The organism is Salinispora fenicalii, assembly GCF_000514815.1.
Lineage (GTDB): Bacteria > Actinomycetota > Actinomycetes > Mycobacteriales > Micromonosporaceae > Micromonospora > Micromonospora fenicalii.
The window spans coordinates 176286-199741 of sequence record NZ_AZWQ01000009.1; the positions used below are offsets into that span (position 1 = coordinate 176286).

The 23456-nt window shown below is 70.3% G+C and carries 19 protein-coding genes; 9 read left to right on the top strand and 10 right to left on the bottom strand.

The genetic code is table 11. The features are described from left to right. Positions 1-4: 4 nt before the first annotated feature. The 4 genes from B116_RS0102385 to B116_RS0102400 form a co-directional block, all read right to left on the bottom strand. On the bottom strand, positions 5-871 hold the full coding sequence (locus tag B116_RS0102385) for a nucleotidyltransferase family protein (protein ID WP_027659108.1): 867 nt from the start codon (positions 869-871) through the stop codon (positions 5-7). Next, entirely contained in the window at positions 868-1404 is a 537-nt protein-coding gene (locus B116_RS0102390; protein WP_018721452.1) for an NUDIX hydrolase, read from the bottom strand. The genes B116_RS0102385 and B116_RS0102390 overlap by 4 nt, the downstream gene beginning before the upstream one ends. Positions 1405-1456: 52 nt before the next feature. Further along, a complete protein-coding gene (locus B116_RS0102395; RefSeq protein ID WP_027659109.1) occupies positions 1457-3247 on the bottom strand; it encodes a RelA/SpoT family protein in 1791 nt (596 codons plus the stop codon). A gap of 124 nt (positions 3248-3371) precedes the next feature. After that, positions 3372-5129 carry a DEDD exonuclease domain-containing protein gene (locus B116_RS0102400; protein ID WP_027659110.1) on the bottom strand — a complete coding sequence of 586 codons (1758 nt, stop codon included), beginning with the start codon at positions 5127-5129 and terminating at the stop codon, positions 3372-3374. Positions 5130-5333: 204 nt separating this feature from the next. Here B116_RS0102400 and B116_RS0102405 point away from each other — a divergent pair, with 204 nt between their 5' ends. The 4 genes from B116_RS0102405 (at position 5334) to B116_RS0102420 (ending at position 9998) form a co-directional block, all read left to right on the top strand. Then, entirely contained in the window at positions 5334-6893 is a 1560-nt protein-coding gene (locus B116_RS0102405) for an NYN domain-containing protein (RefSeq protein WP_027659111.1), read from the top strand. A 217-nt stretch (positions 6894-7110) separates the two neighbouring features. Beyond that, positions 7111-7317 (top strand): hypothetical protein, encoded by a 207-nt coding sequence (locus B116_RS0102410; RefSeq protein WP_027659112.1) that lies wholly within the window; start codon positions 7111-7113, stop codon positions 7315-7317. A 294-nt stretch (positions 7318-7611) separates the two neighbouring features. After that, entirely contained in the window at positions 7612-8871 is a 1260-nt protein-coding gene (locus B116_RS0102415) for a M48 family metallopeptidase (protein ID WP_027659113.1), read from the top strand. Further along, the gene (locus B116_RS0102420) at positions 8868-9998 is read left to right on the top strand and encodes a glycosyltransferase family 4 protein (RefSeq protein WP_027659114.1); all 1131 of its coding nucleotides are present in this window, start codon (positions 8868-8870) and stop codon (positions 9996-9998) included. The genes B116_RS0102415 and B116_RS0102420 overlap by 4 nt, the downstream gene beginning before the upstream one ends. A gap of 47 nt (positions 9999-10045) precedes the next feature. Here B116_RS0102420 and B116_RS0102425 read toward each other — a convergent pair whose 3' ends face one another. The 5 genes from B116_RS0102425 to B116_RS0102445 all read right to left on the bottom strand — a co-directional run bounded on the left by B116_RS0102425 (position 10046) and on the right by B116_RS0102445 (position 16916). Beyond that, a complete protein-coding gene (locus B116_RS0102425; protein WP_082312676.1) occupies positions 10046-11698 on the bottom strand; it encodes a bifunctional diguanylate cyclase/phosphodiesterase in 1653 nt (550 codons plus the stop codon). 97 nt (positions 11699-11795) lie between these two features. Continuing rightward, on the bottom strand, positions 11796-12605 hold the full coding sequence (locus B116_RS0102430; protein ID WP_018721460.1) for an SAM-dependent methyltransferase: 810 nt from the start codon (positions 12603-12605) through the stop codon (positions 11796-11798). 132 nt (positions 12606-12737) lie between these two features. Beyond that, a complete protein-coding gene (locus tag B116_RS0102435) occupies positions 12738-13403 on the bottom strand; it encodes a response regulator transcription factor (RefSeq protein ID WP_012014490.1) in 666 nt (221 codons plus the stop codon). Positions 13404-13410: 7 nt separating this feature from the next. Next, a complete protein-coding gene (locus B116_RS0102440; RefSeq protein ID WP_033667245.1) occupies positions 13411-15102 on the bottom strand; it encodes a sensor histidine kinase in 1692 nt (563 codons plus the stop codon). A gap of 14 nt (positions 15103-15116) precedes the next feature. Continuing rightward, positions 15117-16916: an AMP-dependent synthetase/ligase gene (locus B116_RS0102445; RefSeq protein WP_033667246.1), complete on the bottom strand. Its 1800-nt coding sequence runs from the start codon at positions 16914-16916 to the stop codon at positions 15117-15119. A 126-nt stretch (positions 16917-17042) separates the two neighbouring features. Here B116_RS0102445 and B116_RS0102450 point away from each other — a divergent pair, with 126 nt between their 5' ends. From B116_RS0102450 to B116_RS0102470, 5 genes are all read left to right on the top strand, one after another. Next, positions 17043-17486, top strand: coding sequence for an SRPBCC family protein (locus B116_RS0102450; protein WP_027659117.1), 444 nt, complete (start codon positions 17043-17045; stop codon positions 17484-17486). Positions 17487-17527: 41 nt separating this feature from the next. After that, a complete protein-coding gene (locus B116_RS0102455) occupies positions 17528-18151 on the top strand; it encodes a flagellar biosynthesis protein FlhF (RefSeq protein ID WP_027659118.1) in 624 nt (207 codons plus the stop codon). Positions 18152-18210: 59 nt separating this feature from the next. Next, complete coding sequence (locus tag B116_RS0102460; RefSeq protein WP_018721465.1) at positions 18211-19167, top strand: ROK family glucokinase; 957 nt, start codon at positions 18211-18213, stop codon at positions 19165-19167. A gap of 284 nt (positions 19168-19451) precedes the next feature. After that, a complete protein-coding gene (locus B116_RS0102465) occupies positions 19452-20858 on the top strand; it encodes a flavin-containing monooxygenase (protein ID WP_027659119.1) in 1407 nt (468 codons plus the stop codon). Positions 20859-21022: 164 nt separating this feature from the next. Then, a complete protein-coding gene (locus tag B116_RS0102470) occupies positions 21023-21838 on the top strand; it encodes an alpha/beta hydrolase (protein ID WP_027659120.1) in 816 nt (271 codons plus the stop codon). Positions 21839-21853: 15 nt separating this feature from the next. Here the strand turns inward: B116_RS0102470 and B116_RS0102475 are convergent, their stop codons facing one another. Beyond that, positions 21854-23272 carry an alpha,alpha-trehalose-phosphate synthase (UDP-forming) gene (locus tag B116_RS0102475; protein WP_026321565.1) on the bottom strand — a complete coding sequence of 473 codons (1419 nt, stop codon included), beginning with the start codon at positions 23270-23272 and terminating at the stop codon, positions 21854-21856. Between the last annotated feature and the right edge of the window lie 184 nt (positions 23273-23456).

Sequence of the window (23456 nt, forward strand, 5' to 3'; positions counted from 1 at the left end):
CATGCTAGACGCTCCGGGGAGCGGCGGGTTCGCTGACTACGACGGTGAGATCGTTCCCCGCGCGGATTGCGTTCTGAACGTGCTCCTCCGCCCCCACGGTGGCACCTGGCCAGATTACGGCCCCGGTGACCGCCCCATGCACCCGTGCGCCCGCCCCGACTACCGCCGACCGACACGGGCCAGTTACCAGTGCCGTGGGGTCAACCAGGGTATCGCCGCCTGCGGCGTGCAGGTTGGCGGTGAGGTAGTCGGCGGGGGTGCCGGTGTCGTAGAACGTGCCGGGGTAGGGGACCACCGTCAGCTCGCCGGCTGCCTCCGCCGGACGCCAGACCGTCCGGACCAGGTCGCCGAACTCCAGCGGCAGGTTTCGAACTCGCCGCCACGGCAGCAGGGAGAACCCGGTGAAGGCGTGGCCGTCGAAGGTGCCGGGTGCGGTGGGGTCCGCGGCGGGCTGGCCCAGCAGCCGTACGGTCTCGCCGTCCCAGTCGTGCAGTAGCGCGGCGATATCCGGCCCAGGTGGACGGTCCGGGTCGGCGAGGTACGCGTCGGCGTTTCCGACCAGCACGCCCCGCCCGCCGATCCAATCGCGTAGCTTCGCCAGGCCGCCGGCGGTGCCAAGCGGGCCGTCGGGCTCCACCGACCGGTGGGCCCGGTCACCGACGTGAGCGACTACCTGTTTGGCGAGGTAGCTGGCGTTGACCGCCACCCGGCTCGCTCCGGTCAGGCCGATCCCGGCGAGCCGGGTAAGCACCCGGTCGAGCAGCGGGACATTTCCGACCGGACAGAGCGCCTTGGGTACTAGCTCGGTTAGCGGACGCAGCCGGCTGCCCTCGCCGGCGGCGAGGACCACCGCGCAGATCTCGGCGGTCACGGTTGGTGGTCGGGGAGCGCCGGCGGGAACTGCCCCGCAAGCGGCCCGATGTCGAAGTAGCCGAGCAGGCGGGCCGTGGGCCAGGTCAACTTGGGTAGGGCGTCCAGCGGGTGCCAGGCGGCCTCGAAGACCTCCGCGCCGTCGACCCGCAGGGTCGTGGTTGATGCCGGTACGTTGGCAGTGAACACCACGTCCACCCAACCCTTGTCGTGGACGATTGCGTTCGGTACGGCCGGGGTCAACTCGTGGGGGGAGAGCCGGATGCCTGTCTCTTCGTACAGTTCGCGGCACGCGCCGAGCACCGGCGCCTCCCGCTTCTGCAACAGTCCCGCTGGCAATGTCCACCCCCGGCCGGGCGGTTGGCGCAGCAGGAGCAGCCGGCCGGCCCCCTCGGCCTCGGTGTCGCGAACGAGCGTGACCGCGCCGACAATGTATTTCGGCACGGTTAGTCGAACCAGGCGACGCCGCACGGGCAGCGGGAGCCGGTAGAAGACCTGGTATGCGATGGCACGTCCCCGCGAGCGGCAGATCATGCGTCCAGGCTAGTGCCGTCGGGTGATTTCCTGCCGGCCTGGGGCCGCCGGGTCACCGCCGGCGGTGGTCAACCAGGTCAATGAGCTGTTTTACCACCGTGTCCGGTTCGATTGCCCGATCGAAGACCGCGACGAGCATCGTCTCCAGGTCGGGATAGCCGAGTTCCTCGGAGAGTCGGAGTAGGGGCAGGTCGCTGGCGAGACCACGGTCGTGCTTGCGTAGGGCCAGACCGACGGCGGCCCGGCCGAGGCGGACCTTGTCGGCGATGGAGATGCCCGGTTCGGTGTGGTCGGCAAACCACCGGTTGATCTGCATCTGGGCCTGTGGGGACTTGACGAAGCCGAGCCATTCCCGGCGGGGACCGCGTGGGGCCGCGTCGAAGCCGCTGGGTGCCCGTTCAGTCTCGGTGAATATCTCCACGACATCGCCGTCTTCGAGGCAGGAGGAGAGCGGGGCGAGGCGACCGTTGATCCGGGCCGCCAGGCAGTGGTCGCCGCGGTCGGTGCCGAGTTCGTACGCGAGGTCAACTGGGGTTGCCTCGGCGGGCAGTACCACCTGCCGCCCATCGGCGAAGACCTGGATCTGCGCCTCGGCGAGGTCGCTGCGCAGCGACTCCAGGAACTGCGCCGGGTCAGCGGTCTCCTGTTCCCAGTCCAGTACGCGTCGCAGCCAGTCCAGTTGTTCGTCCCGGATGGCCTGGTCCACGCGGGCGTGGGGGAAGCGATAGCTGGCGGCGATGCCGTACTCCGCGCAGCGGTGCATCTCCTCGGTGCGAATCAGCACCTCCACCGTGCGATCTCTGAGCCCGCGAACGCTGGTGTGGAGGGAGCGGTAGAGGTTGTTCTTTGGGGAGGCGATGTAGTCCTTGAACCGGCCGGGCACCGGGGGCCACGTGCCGTGGATGGCGCCTAGCGCCGCGTAGCAGTCGGTGGCCGGGCCGTTCACGACGACTACGACCCGGGGCAGGTCAAAGGGGGTGGCGTGGTCGCCGGCCAGAGTGTCCTTCCAGATCGAGTAGAGGTGACGCGGACGGGGGTTCACTTCGGCGTTGACCCGGCTGCGGCGGAGCGCGGTCTTCGCCCGGGAAACGACCTCCGCCAGGTATGCATCCCAGCCGGGCCGGTCGTGCAGGTGCCGGGAGATGCGGTCATGCTCTGCCGGCTCCAGGTGCATCAGCACGATGTCATCCAGTTCTCGCTTGAGCTTCTGGATGCCCAGCCGGTCGCAGAGCGGAACGAGTACTTCCTGGGTCTTGCGGGCGATACGTTCCCGGGACGCGGCGGAGCGAACGCCGAGCGTGCGCATGTTGTGCAGCCGGTCCGCCAGTTTGATGATCAGAACCCGGACGTCCTTGCCGGCTGCGATGATCATCTTTCGGATCGTCTCGGCCTCGGCGGCCTTACCGTAGAACGCCTTGTCGAACTTGGTCACTCCATCGACCAGGTGGGCGACCTCGGGCCCAAAGTCGTCGGCGAGGGCTTGGAGGGTGTAGCGGGTGTCCTCGACGGTGTCGTGTAGCAGCGCCGCGACCAGGGTGGTTGCGTCCATGCCGAGACCGGCGCAGATCTGGGCGACCGCGAGCGGGTGGGTGATGTAGGGCTCGCCGCTCTTGCGGAACTGTCCGCGGTGCATCGTCTCGGCGATCGTGTATGCCCGGCGCAGCACCGACGGGTCCGTTCCGGAGTGGATGTTGCGGTGCGTGCGGACCAACTCGCCAACCGGTTCGGCCTCGGCCGTGGACCATGCCAACAGGGTCCGGAGCCGGCGGGTCAGCGGCAGCTCCGCCGGTTGGGCCGAAAGCGCGCCCTCCAAGGCGGCGCCGTGTCCGGCGTCGACATCCACGAAGGATACCTCCTCACCCCGGCCCCAGGTCACCGTGCCCGGCACCGGGAGCCGGCCCAGCAACGGGCAGGACTGCACTTCTTAACAGCTTATGCGAGCCAGCGTCATCCGATCAGCTAGTTGGTCATGGGCTTTCGGTCGAGAATTGATGGGAAGCCGCATTTGCCGCTTTCGTTAGCAGGGCTCGGAACCGGCCTGCACCGGCAATCGGGGAGGCCCAGGCGGATGACATCTCCACCAACCGGGTCTCCGGACGCTCCAACCAGGACAGAATATGTTCGGTCTCCTCGGCGCTGGTAGCCGGAGTAGGTCCGTGACCCGGGGAGACGGTCTCCGCGGTCGCCCGGATCGTGGCGATCGTCGGTCGTGGGTGGACCCCAGGCGGAGACACGCCAGCGCCAGCCAGCCGTCCGTGCCGCACCAGCGCCAACTCCCAACCTCCGTCCGGCGCTGGCCGGGCAGCCACCACTTCGGCGATCCCCGTGAGTGCGGCGAGTCGCTGCATCCGGGTAATCGCGCGGAGCACGGCGGTCAGCCGGGACCGCACCACCGCGGCCTCCTCGTAGCGTTGTTCCGCCGAGAGCGTCTCGATCCGGTCCAGCAAGGCGTCTACCACGCCCTGCGGGTCGCCTTCGCACGCCGTACGGAAGGGCGTCGTCGCGCGATCCGCGTACTCCGTCGGGGTGATCCGGTGCTCGCAGGGTGCCGGGCAGCGACCCAGCTCGGCTACGGCGCAGGCCGGTGTGACCTTCCGAAGCGACAGTCGGTGCGTGCACTGCCGCAGCGGCATCGCGTCGTGGAAGCCCGCCGCGGCGAGCTCCGCGGCGCGGCGGGAGGTGAAAGGCCCGAGGTATGCCTCGTCCCCCGGGGCCAGGTTTCGCACCACCGACAATCGTGGGTACGCCTCGTCGGTCAGCTTGAGCCAGACCACCCGCTCGGGGAACTTCGACCGCCGGTTGTAGGGCGGGGCGTGCGTCCCGATCAGGCGCAGCTCCCGCACCTGCGCCTCGAGCGAGTGGGCGCACTCCACCGCCTCCACCCGCTGCGCGGCGGCGAGCATCTCCGAGATGCGGGCCCGCTTCTCCCCGGCCGTGAAGTAGCTGCGGACCCGGGTGGCGATGTCGACCGAGGTGCCGACGTAGAGCGGGCGGTTGTCGGTGCCCCGGAACAGATAGACCCCGGGCGAGTGGGGCAGGCCCTCGGCGAGGTGTCGTTTGCGGCGCTGCGTTGGGGTGACCGCCCGGGTGAACTCGATCGCCTCGCCGATGGTGTGCACCCGGTGACCACCAAGCCGGGCGATCAACCCGTGAAGCACGTCAACGGTGGCCAACGCATCGTCCAACGCCCGGTGGGTCGGCCGGGTGGCGGTGCGGAAGTATGCCGCGAGGGTGCCGAGTCGGCGGTTAGGCACCTCGTCGCGGTTCAGCACCCGTCGGGCCAGCGCGGCTGTGTCCAGCACCCGTGGATTCGGCCAGCGATAGCCGTGCGCCGCGCAGGCCGCCTTGAGGAACCCCACGTCGTATGGGGCGTTGTGGGCAACCAGGACCGCGTCGGCGGAAAGGAACTCGAGGAAGCTCGGCAGGACCTCATTGATTGGTGGGGCGGGCAGCAGCATCGCCTGGGTGATGCCGGTGAGCACGGTGACGAAGGGCGGGACCGGTGTGCCGGGATTCACCAGGGTGGCGAGCACGCCGAGCTGTTCACCACCGCGGACCTTCACCGCGCCGATCTCGGTGATGCCGCCGCCGTCCGGCGTGCCGCCCGTGGTCTCGAGGTCGACCACGACGAAGGTGGTCGCGTGGAGCGGCAGCGCCGGGTCAACGCCGCCGACAGCGGGGTCGAGGCCGGCTAACAACTCCTGGACGTACTTCTGCGGTGCCATCGGCGGGCACGCTAACGGCCCGGTCCGACACCGCTACCCCCGGGCTGTGCAAGCTTCGCCATCGCCACAGCCAGGTTGACCGGCCGACGTGGCCCCCCGAAGCCGCCGACTCCAGTGGGCGGCGAAGCGTTGACAGCCGTCCTGCGATGAGATATTGGCTCACTCGCTCGGCGGTGGGTCGGGCGACAGTGGGAGACTTGCCACATGCCCCTCGCTGAGCCGTACAACGACGACCACCGCCCCGCGGAGGAGTCGGTCGCCGCTGCGCCGGAGCCGGGCATCGAGGGTACGGGGGGCACTCTCGATGATCCGGTTGCCGCCGGCGCCACCGCGTCCATGGCCAACCCGGCTAGCACCGGCACCGCCGGCACGTCCGATTCCAGAAACCGCAGCCGGGCCGAGCCCGTGCCGTCCGCCGCCGACGTGCCGTCCGCCGCCGATCCTGCAGCGGAGAGTGGTCCGGAACCGGTGCTGCCGGAGCCGGTCCGGCAGCGGATCGTGGTGCTGGCCGCCGCGGTACTGCCCGGCCTGCCCGTAGACGAGGTGCCGGTCCCGCTGCGCCGGGTGGCCAAGTTCGCTCCCAACCGGCGGGCGCGGCTCGGCGCACCGATGATCGCGACCCAGTTGACCGGCGACCCACTGTTTCGTCAGCGGGTGGCCCAGCGGGTGCTTGCCGACGCCGGTGACCTCGGCGCGGTAGTGGTCGGGGGCACCGCGCCCGCCGCCGCCGATCCGGTGGAGGTTGCGGCACTGGCGTACTTGGCGCGTCCGCGGGGGTGGCGGGACCTCATTGAGGCCAGCGGCGCGGCGGTCCGGGCCGAGGCGGACAGCGCAGTCGTCGCCGAGCTGGTCAGAGAGGCTGAACAGCGGGCTACCCGGGCAGAACACGACCGTGCGGTGGCTCGGGTCGAGGCCGACAAGCTCCGCGACGAGCTGGCCCGGGTCCGGGACGAACTCGGCCAGCTCCGGGAGGAGTCACGACAGCTTGCCCGGTCGTTGCGCGAGACGCAGGCCCGAGAGCGCCGGGCGAGCGAGCTGCTCGCCACCGAGCGCGGCCGGGCGGCGCGTGCGACGGCGGACGCCGAGGCGGAGCTGCGTCGGGCCCGGGCCCGGCTGGCCGAGGCGGAGGCGGCGGCCGTGGTGGCCCGCGCCAGCGCCAAGGAGTCCAGGTCGGTCGATGATGCCCGCTTGTGGCTGCTACTGGAGACGATCGGTCAGGCCGCGGTGGGCCTGCGGCGGGAGCTGGCATTGGATCCGGCGGACAGGTTGCCGGCCGACTTCGTTGCCGATACTTTCGCCGACCAGTCCGCCGCTCCCGTGGCGGGTGCTGCCAGCCGAGCCCGGGATTCCGACGATCCGGCCCGGTTGGATCAGCTGCTCGCGCTGCCCCGGGCTCATCTGGTGGTGGATGGCTACAACGTCACCAAGCGGGGCTTCGGCGAGATGTCGCTGGAGCAGCAGCGTAAGCGGTTGATCACCGGGCTGGGTGGGATCGCCGCGCAGACCGGCGACGAGGTCACCGTGGTCTTCGACGGTGCCGAGCGGATGCACGGACTGCCGCCGAGCCCCCGCGGCGTCCGGGTGCTCTTTTCCCGTAAGGGCGAGACGGCCGACGAGTTGATCCGGCGTCTGGTTCGAGCCGAGCCGCCGGGTCGGCCGGTGGTGGTGATCTCCGCAGACCGGGAGGTGGCCGATGGCGTACGCCGGCACGGCGCCTATCCATTGGGTGCTGACGCGCTGCTGCGCCGGCTGGCACGGTCCTGACGGGCCGAGGCTCCAGCCTGGGCGGGACGCGCCCAGTCGGTTGGTCTGGCCGGGAGCCTCCGCGGCAAGTTGATCGAGTTGTCCGGGTTCTGTCGTACGCTGTGTCTAGCGTCGATGTAACCGACGGTGCTGGGTAGACCTCGCAGAGGCGGGAGTGGGGCGTGACCTGGCAGCGCGACCTGCTGGCTTGATCACCGTCGGTGCGGCGGGAGGCGTGATGTTGATTGACTGTGATGGGTGCGCGGGCCGGACAGACGGCTGCGCGGGTTGCCTGATGACCGCTCTGTTCGAGGAGACCGCGGAGTTCGGCGCGGCCGAGGCGCAGGCGATCGAGGTGTTCGCTCGGGCCGGGTTCGACGTGCAGGTGCTGCCGGAGCCCCGGCCTCCGGTGCGTCGGCCCAGCTGCGACCATCGAGTGGCCTGACCTGCCCGTGGGGCAGGGACGGGCCTCGTAGCGCCCGTGGGAGCCCCGTAGCGCCCGCGGGGAGCCGCGTGGTGCCCGGTGAGAGCCGCGTGGTGCCCGCGGGAGCCTTGTGGCGCCCGCGGAGCTCCCGCCGTGACCGTCTGGTTTTCGCCGACAGTGTGTGCACCCCGCCCGTCGTGACCGGGTGACCACTACGATGGGCGCGCACAGCGGGAGGAGTGGCATGACGCGGGAGTGGCGCGCTGCGGGCGGGTTCGTCGCGACAGCCGGCATTGTGAGCCGGGAGGCGACCCGGTGAGTCCGCGCGGCTGGGCCCTGCTCACGCTGGTCGGGCTGATCGCTGCGCTGGTCGTCACCGCCGCTGTGCTGATCCCGTGGCAGCGCCCGCCGGCCCCCCGTGCCGACCAGCTCGCCGCCTTGGACGAGCTGCCCAGGGAACAGGTGAGTAGGGGGCGCGAGTTCCGTGCGGCACTGCGGCCCGGCGGTTGGGCAGCGCTCGGCGTCGGTTTGCTGGTGGCGCTCGCGCTCGGGCTCACCCCGCTGGGCAGTCGCCTGGTCGAATTGGTTGGCCGCCCGTTTGGTGGGCACTGGGCCGCGCAGGCGGTGCTCGGCGGGCTTACCGTCCTACTCGTTGCCGACCTGGTGACCCTGCCGTTCGCCGCCTGGCGGCACACCGTACTCACCCGCTACGGGCTGGCCACCAACAGCTGGGGTGGCTGGACCGTCGACCTGCTTCGGTCGTACGCGGTTAGCGCGGTCATCGGGGCAGTGGCCCTGGTCGGCTTCTACGCCGTGATCCGGCTCGCGCCGCGCTGGTGGTGGGCGCTCGGCGCGGCCGGGGCAGCCGGCCTGGTGATGCTCCTGTCGTTCGTATTCCCGGTGCTGGTGGAGCCGGTGTTCAACCGGTTCACCCCGTTGGAGCCCAGCCCACTGCGGACAGAGTTGATGGAGCTAGCGGCCCGCGACGGTGTACCGGTCCGGGACGTGTTGGTGGCTGACGCCTCCCGGCGAACCCGGGCCGTCAACGCCTACGTCTCCGGGCTGGGGCCGACGCGGCGGATCGTCGTCTACGACACACTGCTGCGCGAGGCCACCCCGGAGGAGGTGACCGCGGTGGTGGCCCACGAGTTGGGGCATGCCAAGGACCGGGACGTCGTGATCGGCACGCTGACCGGGGCGCTGGGTGCAGCGGCGATGGTGGTGGCGCTCTACCTGCTCGGATTCATCGCTCCGTTGCTGCGGATGGCCGGTGTCGACTCGATCAATCAACCGCGCGCCTTCCCGTTGCTGTTGGCGCTGGTGACGGTGGCCGGCCTGGTTGCCACACCGGCACAGGCGTTGATTTCCCGCCGGATCGAGGCGCGGGCCGACGCACACGCGCTGGCCCTGACCGAGGACCCGGGCGCCTTTGTGGCGATGCAGCGTCGACTCGCCGGAATCAACCTCGCCGACCCCGACCCACCCCGGCTGGGGTACCTCTACTCCGCCAGTCATCCGTCCACCGTGGAGCGGATCGCCGCCGCCCACGCCTATGCCAGGAAGACCAGCCGATGAGCGAGAGCCGGACGTTGCTTGTCACGAACGACTTCCCGCCCCGGCCTGGGGGGATCCAGTCTTTCGTGCATGGCCTCGCGGTGCGCCAGCCTGTGGGCTCGGTGGTGGTCTACGCCTCGAGCTGGAGCGGCGCCGAGAAGTTCGATGCCGACCAGCCTTTCGAGGTGGTGCGGGAAAACACCAAGGTGCTGCTGCCCACCCCACCGGTGGCGCGTCGGGTCAGCCAACTTGCCCGGGCACACGACTGCGACACGGTCTGGTTCGGTGCCGCGGCGCCACTCGGGCTGCTCGCCGCCGGCCTGCGACGGCGCGCCGGAATCCGGCGGGTGGTGGCGCAGACCCACGGGCATGAGATTGGTTGGGCAGCGCTGCCCGGTGCCCGTTCCGCGCTGCGCCGGATCGGCCGGGACGTTGACGTGACCACCTACCTGGGGGAGTACACACGGCTTCGGCTGGACCGGGCGTTGCGTGGGGTGACCGAGCTGCGTCGGCTCGCGCCCGGTGTTGACCTCGACACCTACCACCCGACCGTCCGGGGCGAATCGGTGCGGGCGCGGCTCGGGTTGGCCGACCGGCCGGTCGTGGTCTGTGTGTCCCGGCTGGTACCGCGCAAGGGGCAGGACACGTTGATCCGGGCGTTGCCGGAGATCCGCCGCCGGGTCCCGGACGCGGTACTACTGATCGTCGGGGGTGGGCCGTACCGGAACGGGCTGGGCAAGCTGGCTCGACAGGTCGGCGTCGAGCGGGACGTGGTCTTCACCGGCACGGTGCCGGCGGTGGAGTTGCCCGCGCACTACGCGGCCGGCGACGTGTACGCGATGCCGTGCCGTACCCGGAATCGGGGCCTGGACGTGGAGGGGCTGGGCATCGTCTACCTGGAGGCCTCCGCGACCGGGCTGCCCGTGGTGGCCGGTGATTCGGGCGGGGCACCGGATGCGGTGCGCGACGGCGAGACGGGCTTCGTGGTGCGGGGGCGGGACGTGGCCCAGCTCGCCGACCGGGTGGCGACCCTGCTCGCCGACCGGGACCTGGCCCGCCAGTTCGGTGCCGCCGGTCGGGCCTGGGTCGAACGCGAGTGGCGGTGGGAGACCCAGGCCGCCCGGATGACCACTCTCCTGCAGCCCTGAGCGACGCGGTGGGCCGGGTAACCCGGTTCAGCCCGGCCGGTGCCCAGTCAGCCCAGTCGGGCCAGGATCCGGTCAGCAGGTTCTGGACGGCCGAAGTGCCAGCCCTGGCCGGCGTCGCAGCCGATGGCCCGCAACCGTTCGGCCTGCCCGGCCGTCTCCACCCCCTCGGCGGTGACAGTCAGGTCTAGTGCGTGGGCCAGCGAGACCAACGATGCGACGATCCGTTCGTCTGCCTGGGGCTCCTGGGCACGCAGCCCGGCAACGAACTCCCCGGCCACCTTCAACTCGGTTACCGGTAGGTCGCGCAGGTACGCCAGGTTGCTGTAGCCGGTACCGAAGTCGTCGATCGCGATGCGGACACCGAGGTCGGCGAGGCGGCGCAGCGCCTGCACCGGTTCCTCGGCGGGGCTCATCATGGCGCTTTCGGTGATTTCCAGCTGGAGACGTTCTGGCGGCAGCCCGGAGCGCTGCAGGATGTTTCGGACCTCCTGCACCAGGCCCGGTCGGTGCACCTGCCGGACGGCCAGGTTGACGCTGACGAACGGCGTCCCGCTGGTTACCGACCAGCTGCCCGCTGCCCGGCAGGCTTCGGCGAGCACCCACCCACCGAGTGGGACGATCAATCCGGTCTCCTCGGCGAGGCCGATGAATTGGTCTGGGCGGAGGACGCCCAGCTCCGGATGCCGCCAGCGCACCAATGCCTCCACGCCCAGCAGGCGGCCATCGCGCAGTGAGGCAAGTGGCTGGTAGTCGAGGTAGAACTCGCCCCGGTCGAGCCCGGCGGGGATCGCCGCAGTCAGTGCCTGGCGGGTCAGCTCTTGGCGGTCGCGCTCGGCGTCGTAGAGCGTCCAGCGACCACCGCCGGCTGCCTTGGCCCAGTGCAGGGTGCAGTCGGCGGCCCGCATCAGCTCGTTCGCGGAGGTGCCGGCCACCTGCCGCTCCACGATGCCGATGCTGGTCCGCACCGTCACCTCGTGGCCCGCCACCACGGCCGGTTCGTGTACGGCAGCCAGGGCCGCCTCCGCCACCGCGATCACGTCCCGGGTGCCGCCGGTGCGTTCGATCAGGATGACGAACGCGTCGCCGCCGAGTCGGGCGACCAGATGCCCGGTGAGGGCCTGCCGCAGCCGGTTGGCCACTTCGGTGAGTACCCGGTCACCGGCCTGGTGCCCGTGCTGGTCGTTGACCCGCTTGAACTGGTCCAGGTCGAGAAAGCAGAGGCCGACCCGGTCACTGTCCCGACGGGGCTTCGCCAGCGCTGTAGCGAGCCGTTCGGTGAAGAGATTGCGGTTTGGCAGGTCGGTGAGTGAGTCGTGAGTGGCCTGGTGTCGAAAGCGGGCCTCACTGGCCCGGAGCGCCCGCTCGGCCTTCGTCCGCTGTGCCATCGCGGCCCGCCGGATCGACTCCTGCTCGTCCAGCGTGCGGTCGCGCAGAGCCCGGGTGTATCCGGTGGTCACAGCGGCGAGTAGCCGGGCCAGCCGGTCCGCTATGTCGTCGGCGACCAAGCCCAGATCGCGCACCAGGCGGAGCTGAACGACCTCAACGGTGCGCCCCAGCGCCTCGGCGGAGGCGATGTGTGCGGCCACCAGCTCGGTGCCGACGCGCTGACCGGCTCGCAGGTCGAACGGCTCGGCGAGTAGGGCCGCTGCCAGCTCCCGGGCGAGGCGGTCGAGCAGCCTTTTGAGCTGTGCCTGGGACATCGGCAGGTAGCTCGTCCCGGTGATCGCGTTCGCCCATTCCTGAGTGAAGGCCGCCATGCCGGAGTTGGCGCCGCTTGGCTGATTCGCGGTGGCTGGGCTAGTCACCGATCCGCCCCACGCCCCCGAGGAACGCCGATGTCTCGGCGTTCATACTGCTCTCCGGCGTCTCCGGGCGCCACTGCGGAACCCATACCACCCCGGGCTCGACCAGCTCGAAACCGTCGAAGAGGGTGGTCAGTTCGGACCGGTCGCGGAACCATAGTGGACTGCCGGTGCGTCGGTATACCGTCTCGGCGTCGCTTCGCTCGGTCTCCGGCCGCCCTTCGTCGCTGGCCTGTGACAGCACCAGCCAGCTGCCGGGAGCGAGGGCATCGCGCAGGGTCCGCAGTAGCTCGGCGGGGCGGTCGTCGTCGGAGACGAAGTGCAGCACGGCGACGATGAGCACCGCGGTTGGCTCATTGAGGTTGAGCAGCCGACGGAGCTCGGGGTGGTCGAGGATGCGGTCGGGGTGTCGCAGGTCCTCCTGCAGGACGGTCGCCTGGTTGTTGTCAGCGAGAATCTCCTGGCTGTGCGCCACCGCCACCGGGTCGGTGTCGACGTAGACGACGCGGGACTCGGGCGCGACCTGCTGGACGATTTCGTGCACATTGCCGACAGTGGGGATTCCGGAGCCGATGTCGAGGAACTGCCGGATCCCGGCATCGACTAGGAAGTGCACCGCCCGGCGGAGGAAGGCGCGGTTCGCCTGGGCCATCAGCGGGGCCTCGGGAACGGCCGCGACCATGGCCTGCGCTGCTGCTCGGTCCACCGCGAAGTTGTGGGAGCCGCCGAGGTAGTAGTCGTACATGCGGGCGACACTGGGACGCTCGATGTCGATGTCGTCGGGTGCCCAGTCCGGCCGTCGCATGCCTCACCTCTTCGTGCACACGGGGCCCGCCCCTGCAGACCACCCCTCCGCCGGGGGAGACCATAGCGCGACATCGCGCCGGCCGACACCGTCGTTGATGAGAAGTTGTCCGCTCGTTAGCTGAGCGGCGGATCAGAATTTGGGCGCGTCGGGGGCCTCGAGCAGACCGAGTCGGAGCGCGGTCATCAATGCCTGGGCGCGATTGGCGGCACCGAGCTTCTCGTAGAGCTTGGAGATGTGGGTCTTGGCAGTGGACTCACTGACGAAGAGCTGCTTGGCGATGCCGGCCACACTCATTCCGTCGGCGAGCAGGCGTAGCACCTGCCCCTCGCGTGGCGAGAGCTGCGGTCCGGACGGGGCCAGCCGGCGCTTCATCGCCTCGGCCAGATCGGCGGCGGTGAACGCGCTGGGCGAGGAGGCGGCGTGCCGGGCGGCGGCGACCACCTCATCCGCCGGGGCGGTCTTCGGGACGAAGGCACTCGCGCCCGCCTCGAGCGCGCCGAAGAGCTGGTCGTCGCCGGCGTACATGGTCAGCACGACGATGCCCATCGTGGCGCTGGACTTGCGCAGTGCGCGGGTGGCCTCGAGGCCACTGCCGTCGGGCAGCCGCAGGTCCATGATGACCACGTCTGGCTGGAGGGCGCCGGCTTGGCGGACCCCCTCGGCCGCGGTGGCAGCCTCGCCGACGACCTCGAACTGCCGGTCGCGCTCGAAGGCATGCCGCAGCCCTTTGCGAATCAGGTCGTGATCGTCCACAAGGAGGACCTTGGTGCGAGTGGCCGGTGTCGGTGTGGTCATCCTCGGGTTACTCCCCTTCTGCTGCGGTACTGCCACGCACGTTATCGCGTTGGGGCGACGAACCAACCACCACGGCCACCGTTGTGCCGCTCGGCTGCCGTGGCCGGATCTCCAGTCGGCCTCGGATACGTTCCGCCCTCTCCGCCATGATCGCAAGGCCGTAGTGCCCGCCGGTACGCTGGTCGGAGATCCCATGACCGTCATCAGACACTTCAATTTGAGCGTACGGCGGGTTCACCGCACAGGTTACCCAGAGGTTCGAGGCGCCAGCGTGCTTGCGGGCGTTGGCCACCGCCTCTTGGGCGATCCGCAGGAGCTCGGCCTCGGTGGCGGCGGGCAGCCGGGCGGTCGACTCGTCCAGCGACAGGTGCACCCGCAGGCCCCCGGAGACCCCGACCGTGCGCGCGTACTCGGCGATGGCGGCGGCGAGGCCGCCATGCCGGTCCACCTCGCTGCGCAACTCGAAGAGGCTGAGCCGCAGTTCGGTGATGACCCGGGTGACCTCCTGACGTAGCCCACGCAGCGACTCAGCGGTCTCCTCGGTGTCCTCGTGCACTGTGGCCAGGGCGTTGTCGATGCCGTAGCCGACCATCACCAGCTCCTGGGCCACCCCGTCGTGGATTTCTCGGGCGAGTCGTTGCCGCTCCTCATTGGTGGCCAGGGAGCGCACCTCGTCGAAGAGTAGGGCTGCCTCTAGGCGCAGCGCGGCGGGGGAGGTTAGCGCGGTCGCCCGGGCCACGACCGCGGGCGGGTACGCGTGGGCGACATCTGCCTCCAGCACCACCAATCCGACCGTACGCACCCCGGCGACCAGCGGCACGATCAGGGCAGAGACCTCTCCGTCGGCGGGTGAGCGGGCTTGCGAGTGCGCGGCGGTCTGTGGCTGCTGGCTGGCCCAGGCGTCCGCGATCGCCGAGTCTGCATCCAGAGTGGTCTCCCAGTCCACCCGGTCGGAACCGCACTGGGCCAGGACTACCAGCCGTCCGCCACCACTGGCCGAGAGGACGGCTGCCCGATCCGCCCGGGCCAGCGCTCGCAGCTCCTCCAGCAGGTGCTCAGAGATGCCGCCCGGGTCCAGCGTGGCGCCAGGTAGCTGTCGAGCTACTGTTCGTAGTTGGGTGAGGAGGCGGGTCGCCTCCGCGTACGGCTGGGGTTTGCTGTCGCTGCGCGCGAGGATCACTCGGTGCAGGGTCCGTGCGGCATATAGTCCGAGGCCGGAGAGGGTCAGCCACTGGGCGCTGACCGCCAGGTAGCCGACTTGGAGAAGCTGCGGCTGGCCGTCAACCTCGGTTAGCGCCCCGGCCAGTAGCAGGGTGAGACCGATGATCGCTAACAGCCCTGCGCCCTCGCGGAAGCGTCGGCGCAGGGCTGTGACAGTGATTGGGACGGTCAGGTATGGCAGTACCGCGGACGCGCCCAGTCCGGCGTTCTGCATGCCGATCGTCGCCACCGAGGCGACGTGGCTGGTAGCGAGTCCCAGCACCACCACCTCGGCACCCCGGCTCAGCGGCCCGAGCCGGTCGTGCGTCGGCGCGAGTAGTGCCGGCAGGCCCGCCGCCGCCAGGAGCGCGATCCACCACAGTTGGGCGGGGTCGTGCGTGGCGAGCAGGCTCAGTACCGCCACCAGGGCCAGCATCACCACGCGCGCGGCAGCGGCGAGGGGGTGTGGTCGGGGCGGTCTCGGAGTGGAGGCGGGCACGTGACGGATGGTAGTCAGCTTCGGTAGATATTAGCGATTTCCGTGGCGTACGACTTATGCACGATTTGTCGTTTGACCTTGAGGGACGGGGTCAGCTCGCCGGTCGTCTCGGTGAAGTCGCGGGGAAGGATTCGGAAGACTCTGATGCCCTCGGCCCTGGACACGGCGCGGTTGGCCGTGTCGATCGCGGACTGGATCTCGGACCGCAGCCCCTCATGCTCGCGTAGCTGCTCAACCGAGGTGGTCGCGGGCAGACCGGCCTCCGCCAGCCAAGCTGGCAGCGCCTCCTCATCCACGGTGATCAGCGCTGCGACAAAGGGCTGCCGGTCGCCGATTACCACGCACTGGCTGACCAGTGGGTGCGCCCGGACCTGATCCTCAAGGACCGCCGGAGCGACGTTCTTGCCGCTCGCGGTCACGATGATCTCCTTCTTCCGGCCGGTGATCCGCAGGTAGCCGTCGCTGTCGAGCTCGCCCAAATCGCCGGTGCGGAACCAGCCGTCGTTGGTGAGCACATCCGCGGTGGCGGCCTCGTTGCGCCAGTAGCCCTTGAAGACCAGATCTCCGGCGACGAGGACTTCGCCGTCGTCGTCGATCCGAATGGTCGCTCCGGGCAGCGGGCGGCCGACACTGCCGATCCGGATGGCATCGGGCAGGTTGGCGGAGGCGGCGGGGGAGGTCTCGGTCAGCCCGTACCCCTCGTAGATGGTCACCCCCACGCCGCGGAAGAAGTGCCCGAGCCGCGCGCCGAGGGGCGCACCGCCGGAGATCGCGTCGCTGCACCGTCCGCCGAGCGCGGCCCGCAATTTGCGGTAGACCAGTCGGTCGAAGAGTGCGTGCTGCACCCGGAGCATCAAGCCGGGCCCGGTCGAGGTCTCCAGCGCCTCGCTGTACGCGATGGCGACGGCCTCGGCGCGGGCGAAGATCCGGCCCTTGCCGGCGGCGTCGGCCTTCTGCTTGGCGCTGTTGTAGACCTTCTCGAAGACCCGCGGAACGGAGAGTACGAAGGTGGGGCGAACCGTCTGCAACCGGGGAAGCAGGTCGTTGGTGTCCGGGCAGTGGGCCATCGGGGCGCGGGCCTGCACCACACCGACCTGGATCAGCCGGGCGAAAGCGTGTGCGAGCGGCAGGAACAGCAGAGTGGAGGCGCCCGGGCCGAACAGGTTGGGCAGTACCGGCACGGCGTTGGCCACGTCGGCGAACATGCTGCGGTGGGTCAGCATGCACCCCTTTGGGCGGCCGGTGGTACCGCTGGTGTAGACGATGGTGGCGAGGTCGTCGGCGCCCAGGGCCGCGCGCCGCTGCTCGATCTCGGCCGGGTCAACCGACTCGCCGGCGGTGACCAGTTCGTCTATCGCGCCGCTGTCGATCTGCCACACGTTTGTCAGTTCGGGCAACCGGTCGCGGACGCCGGCGACCAGCGCGGCGTGGGCGTCCGTCTCCACCAGGGTGGCGACCGCCCCCGAGTCGGACAGGATCCAGGCGGCCTGCTCAGCGCTGGAGGTTTCGTAGATCGGCACGGTGATCGCGCCGGCGGCCCAGATCGCGTAGTCGAACAGCGTCCACTCGTACCGGGTGCGGCTCATCAGGCCGACCCGGTCGCCGGGCTGTATCCCGGCTGCGACCAGGCCACGTGCCACCGCGACCACCTCGTCGCGGAACTGGCGGCAGGTAACGTCGGCCGAGGCGTCGTCGGCACCCGCACGGATGAACTGCACCACGTCTGGGGCGACCTCAGCGTTTTCCCAGACCGGATCGGTTAGATTGGCCGAGTCGCCGACGGTGACGATCGGTGGGACGGAGAACTCGCGCACCTGCACTCTCCTCGTGTTCACGCTGGCCGGGCAGGCCGCCCTCGCGGTCGGCTCTGTCGCAACCTACCCGTCCAACGCATCGGGTGGTGCAGACAGGTTCGTCACATGGCCAGGTAGCCTCCCCTCATGGCGGACTCCTCCACCCAGTCGATCATGATCGGTGCGGCACCGGAAAAGGTGGCGGCGGTCATCTGCGACCTGCCCCGCTACCCCGAATGGACCGACACGCTCCGGCAGGTGGAGGTTCTTGAGGAGTACGCCGACGGCTCTGCCCATCAGGTGCGGTTCACCCTCGACGCCGGCGTTCTGGTGGACGAGTATGTGCTGGTCTATGAGTACGCGGACGACCTCAGCCGGATCGAGTGGCACCTGGCTGCGCCTTCCCGAATGCAGCGCACCCAGCGTGGTTCGTACGACCTGGTGGGCAATGTCGATGGTACGACCACGGTGACCTACACACTAGAGGTCGAGTTGGCGGTCGGGATGCTTGGGATGTTTCGCCGCAAGGCCGAGAAAATGATCATGGAAGCCGCGTTGAAGCAGCTCAAGCGCCGGGTAGAAAGCATCTGACGCGCCGCAGTGACGCGGCCGTTTCGGTAGAGGAGCCGACCATGGGGGCAACAGATCCGGGTTCGGCCCGGGAAGAGGCGGAACGACTAGTCGCGACCCTGTTGGCCGCGGTGCGGCTCTCCGCGGCCGGTACGGAGGGTGGTACCCCATGGGGGCCACTCGGTGGGATCGTCTCGAGTGTTCTCGGTCATGCTGGGGGTTCGACCGGTGCCGGTCTGTCGACCGGTACGGCGGAGTGCTGCATCTGCCCGCTCTGCCGGGCGATCGTCGCCTTACGGGATCCGAGTCCGGAATTCGCCGAGCGACTCGCCACCGGAGCCGGTGATCTGGCTGCCGGAGTGGCGAGCCTGCTCCGGGCACTCGCCTCGGCGCAGCCGACCCCCACCGCGGCGGCGGATCCCACCGCGGAGACCGCGACACCGGGGAGGCCAACCCCGGTGTGGCAGGCAGCCCCCCGGAGCAGGCATGATTCTCCATCGGCGCCCGAGGGGGATGTCTGGTCCGCCGCGACACGGGCGGAGGAGGCCCCCGTCCCGGCCGCCGCACCGCCCGTCAACGGCGCCGGGCCGGCCGCGACAGAGAAGATACCGGCGACGGCTGACCGTCCCGTGGTGCCCGCCGCTCGGGCACCCGGCGACCTGGGCGAGAGCGCCCGAGGGGCCTGACCCAGCATCCCCGATCCGACCGGCGCAACGCCCCGGGCCGGGCAGTACAGCAGAGGGGAGTGGCAGCGGTGACGCTGACCATCGGAGTGGACGTCGGTGGCACGAAGGTCGCAGCCGGCGTCGTGGACGACACGGGCACGGTGCTCGTGCAGACCCGACGGGACACTCCCGCGGATGACGTCGGCAAGACCTGCGACGTCATCGTCGAGGTGATCCGAGAACTGGCTGAGGGCCGGGCGATCGAGGGGGTCGGCATCGGAGCGGCCGGCTGGATCGATGCCAGTCGTTCGACTGTGCTCTTTGCCCCGAACCTCGCCTGGCGGGACGAGCCGCTACGCGAGTTCGTCAGCGGAGCCACCGACCTGCCGGTGATCGTGGAGAACGACGCCAACGTGGCGGCCTGGGCGGAGTTCCGCTACGGTGCCGCCCGCGAGGCCGAGGACTCGATGGTCATGTTCACCATCGGCACCGGGGTTGGCGGCGGCATCGTGCTCGGTGGCGAGTTGGTGCGTGGCGCGCACGGCATCGCCGCCGAGCTGGGACACATGCTCACCGTGCCGGACGGGCACCAGTGCGGCTGCGGCCGGCTGGGCTGCATCGAGCAGTACGCCAGCGGGAGCGCTCTGGTGCGCTTCGCCCGAGCTGCAGCCCGCCAGGAACCGCACCGCGCTGCCACCCTGCTGGGGTGCGCCGGTGGCGATGTTGACGCGATCACCGGTCGGATGATCACCGCCGCCGCGCAGGACGGCGACCCGGTCTCCACCGAGGCTTTCGCCCAGGTCGGCCACTGGCTTGGCAGCGGCCTCGCTGACCTGGCGCAGATCCTGGACCCGCAGGTGTTGGTGGTCGGCGGTGGCGTCGTCGAAGCCGGTGATCTGCTGCTGGGGCCCGCCCGCTCCACCTATACCGAGGCGCTCGCGCAGCGGGGCCGGCTGCCGGTGGCGCAGATCTGTCCCGCCAAGCTCGGCAACAACGCCGGTCTTATCGGCGCGGCCGATCTCGCCCGTCGGGTCTAGGACGCGTGCCGGCACTGGTGGCGGTGATCCGGACACGGCGCCGGAACTCTCCGCCGTGCGATGGCCGGGGCACGCGTCCCGGCCATCGTGGGTGCAGATCTGTACGAGGGGCCGGACCGGTCGGCGTGGGCGGTTGTGGCGGCGGGGTGCACCTTCCGGTCCTGGCCGACCTGATACTGCCCGCGCCCGATCGACGGCCGGGCGGTCGGGCTGGACATTGGGCATCCGATGTGGGCAGGATGCTGCGCGACCCGGCATCCGTGCGCACCTAAGGAGATGCCTCGGTGACCACCTTCACCGATCCCGGCCAGCCCGTCCCGGAGTCGAGCACCCTCGACCTGACCCGTGACGGCCGTTCCGTCTCCGACCGCGGTGAGACTGTCTGCGTGATCGGGGCGGGCCCGAGCGGGCTCACCGCGATCAAGAACTTGACCGAGCACGGGTTCGGCGTCGACTGCTACGAGCGGGAGACGGGAGTCGGCGGGGTGTGGAACTGGCGGCACGACCGCAGCCCGGTCTATGCCAGCACGCACCTGATCTCGTCGCGTCCGTTAACCCAGTTTCCCGACTTCCCGATGCCGGACAGCTGGCCGGACTACCCGCATCACAGTCAGTTGCTGTCCTACCTTGAGCGGTACGCGGATCATTTTGACCTCCGCCGGCACGTCTGGTTCGGCACGGAGGTGGTGCGGGTCGAGCCAGTCGACGGCGACCGCTGGGACGTCACGACCCGCAGCACCGGCGGCTACGGCCCGGAACGGACTTCCCGGTACGCCGCGGTTGTGGTCGCCAACGGCCACAACTGGTCGCCGAAGCTGCCCGACTACGAGGGCCTTGCGGAGTTCCGCGGTGAGGTCATGCACGCCTCGGCCTACCAGGACCCGGCGCAGTTGCGGGGCAGACGGGTGCTGGTGGTCGGGGCCGGCAACACCGGCTGCGACATCGCCGCCGAGGCAGCCCAGCAGGCCGCTCACTGCTGGCACTCCACGCGCCGTGGCTACTGGTACGCGCCGAAGTACCTCCTCGGTCGTCCGGCTGATCAGCTCAACGATCTGTTGCTGGCGCTGCGGATGCCCCGGCGGCTCCGTCAGTGGCTCTTTCACCGCCTTCTCCGGGTGAGCGTGGGGGATCTGACCCGCTTCGGGCTGCCGCGGCCCGACCACCGGATGCTGGAGACGCATCCGATCGTGAACAGTCAGCTTGTCTACTATCTGGGCCATGGCCGGGTCACCCCGGTGCCGGACGCCGTCCGCTTCCACCCGAACTCCGTCGAGTTGGCGGACGGCCAGCAGGTCGATCCGGAGCTGGTCGTGTTCGCCACCGGCTACCTACCCCAGTTCGAGTTCCTCGACTCGAAGGTCCTTGGCGACGATGACGTCACCGGGCGTCCGGTGCTGTGGCTCAACGCCTTCGTGCCGAATCACCCGACCCTCGCCGTGGCCGGCCTGGTGCAGCCGGATTCCGGTATTTTCCCGCTGTCCCACTGGCAGAGCGTGCTCTTCGCCCGGTTGCTGCGGCTGCGGGAGACCCAGCCCAGCAAGGCGGCAGCCTTCGCCGCCACGGTGACCGCGCGGGCGGGGGAGCGCTACGTGGGGCCGGTCAAGGAGAGCAGCCGGCACTGGTTCGAGGTCGGTCACGCCGACTACCTGCGCGCCCTGCAGCGCGCCCTGCACGACCTGGAGGCCAAGTGAGGGCGAGGAGTGAGCTTGTGAGCCCCGCAGTCGCGAGCGGAGGGTGGGCGTGGTGAGGGCGAGGAGTGAGCTTGCGAGCCCCGCAGTCGCGAGCGGAGGGTGGGCGTGGTGAGGGCGAGGAGTGAGCTTGCGAGCCCCGCAGTCGCGAGCGGAGGGTTAACCCAGTGAGCCAGCGGGTGCGGATCGTGCGGGGGCGGGAGTGGGCTCGTCCGGTCCGTCCAGTTCGCCGCGAGGTACTTGAGGCCACCCCCGGCCTGGATGAGGGCCGACCGCCGCTGTTGTTCGTTCCTGGCTTCGGTCACGGCGCCTGGGCGTTCGCCGAGCATTGGTTGGGGCACGCTGTCGAGCGCGGGTTCTCTGGGTACGCGCTGAGTCTGCGGGGGCAGTCTGGCAGTGGACCGGCGCCGGAGGCCACGCTGCGGGCGTACGCCCACGATGTGGTGCAGGCGGCCGCGAGCCTGCCCCGCCAGACGGTGCTGGTGGGGCATGGGGCCGGGGCGTTGGTGGTGGCGCACGCCCTAGCCCGCTACCCGGCCCGCGCCGCCGTGTTGGTGGCACCGGTCTTGGGCGGTTGGGCAACGGCGTTGACGGCGCTGCGCCATAACCCCCTGGGTACGCTGCCCGCGCTCGTTGGCGGTCGGCTGCGGTGCAACCGCGCCCAGTTGTTCGGTCGGGAACTGCCCCGGGATGAGGCGCGACGGCACCTGTCCCGGCTGGGCCGCCCCACCCGGCGCGCCCAGTGGCAGCTGCTGTTCGGGCGGGAGCCCGAGCCGGCTGTGGGCGACCCACCGGTGTTGGTGCTCGGCAGCCCGGACGACCGGGTCGTGCCGCGCTCGGCGCTCACCCGGGCTGCCCGCCGGTACGCCTCGGCCCCGCTGCTCTTCCCCGGCATGGGCCATGACCTGATGCTGGACGCCGGGTGGCGGGAACCGATCGACGCGATCCTTGACTGGTTGGAGAAGGAGTCGTCCGGCGGTTGAGCCCGGGTGGGTCGGTCAGCGGGTCGTACCGAGTCGGCTGAGCAGGGCGCTGTCCTGGTCAAGAGCGGCCAGGTAGGAGCGAGCCCAGGTGTGGATGTCGTGCTGACGCAGGTACGTCCGCATCGCCTGCATCCGCTCGCGGACCTGCTCCGGTTGGGCCCGTAGCGCCGCGAGTAGGCCCTGCTTGAGGCCTTCCAGGTCGTGCGGGTTCACCAGGTACGCCTGGGGTAGCTCGGCCGCGGCGCCGGCGAACTCACTGAGCAGCAGCGCACCGGTGTCGTCTACCCGGGCGGCCACGTACTCTTTGGCGACCAGGTTCATGCCGTCCCGGAGCGGGGTTACCGCCATCACATCCGCGATCCGGTAGAGCGCGGCCAACTCGGCGCGGTCGAAGGGGCGGGTCAGGTAGTGGATGGCCGGCTCGCCGACGCGGCCGAACTCGCCGTTGATCCGGCCGACCTCGCGCTCCACCCGTTTGCGGAGGATCTGGTACTGCCCCACCCGTTCGCGGCTGGGCACCGCCACCTGAACCAGGACGGTGTCCCGTACTTTGACGTGCCCGTCGGCGATCAGTTCGCTGTACGCCTTCAGCCGCTGCTCGATGCCTTTGGTGTAGTCCATCCGGTCGACGCTGAGGATCACCTGCTCCGGGCTGCCCAGGTCACGGCGGAGCCGGCTGGCGCGGTCGGCGACGTCGGGCCGGTCGGCCAGGGCGGCCATCTCGGCGGTGTCGATGGAGACCGGGAACGAACCGATCCGTACGATCCGGCCGTCAACGGCGATTCGGTGGTCGGTGGCCGGCAGCCCGAGTACCCGGTCGGCGAGCTGGGCGAAGTTGTGTGCCGCCTGGGCCCGCTGGAAGCCGACGAGGTCGGCGCCGAGCATTCCCCGCAGCAGCTCGGCTCGTCGGGGGAGTTGCATGAACAGCTCCGGCGGCGGGAACGCCACGTGGAGGAAGAAGCCGATTCGCAGGTCCGGACGGAGCGCCCGGAGGAGGCCGGGCACGAGTTGTAGGTGGTAGTCCTGCACCCAGACCACGGCGCCGGGCTCGGCCACCTCGGCGGCGGCCGCCGCGAACCGTTGATTGACTCGCTGGTACGCCTCCCACCAACGGCGGTGGTGCTCCGGCTGTTCGACGGCGTCGTGGTAAAGCGGCCAGAGCGTGGCGTTGGCGAAGCCCTCGTAGTGGTCGCGCAGGTCGTCCGCGGTGAGCGGCACCGTGTGCATCCGGACACCGTCAACGTCGGGCAGCACCGGTGCCGGCCCGGTGCCACCCGCCCATCCCACCCAGGTGGCGGGTGTCTGCCGTAGCGGGGAGTGCAGGGCGCTCACTAGGCCGCCGGGGCGGCGGCGCCATTCGCAGGCACCGTCGGGCGCCGCATTGTCGTCGATAGGGAGGCGGTTAGCGACCACCACCAGGGAACTCTGTCGCACCTCGAGCGTTTCCGATCTGCCGGAGACCGCCGCAACAGGGGGGTAGGGCCGGCAGCCGGCGGAGGGGGAATGACGGACAGCAGTATTCCTACTAACCGTAAGTTACACCAATGTTACGCCGTAGCTTCGGGGTGGGTGTCCGGGTGGTCCGAAACCGGTGGGCGGGCGGTGGTGGGGCGTGCCC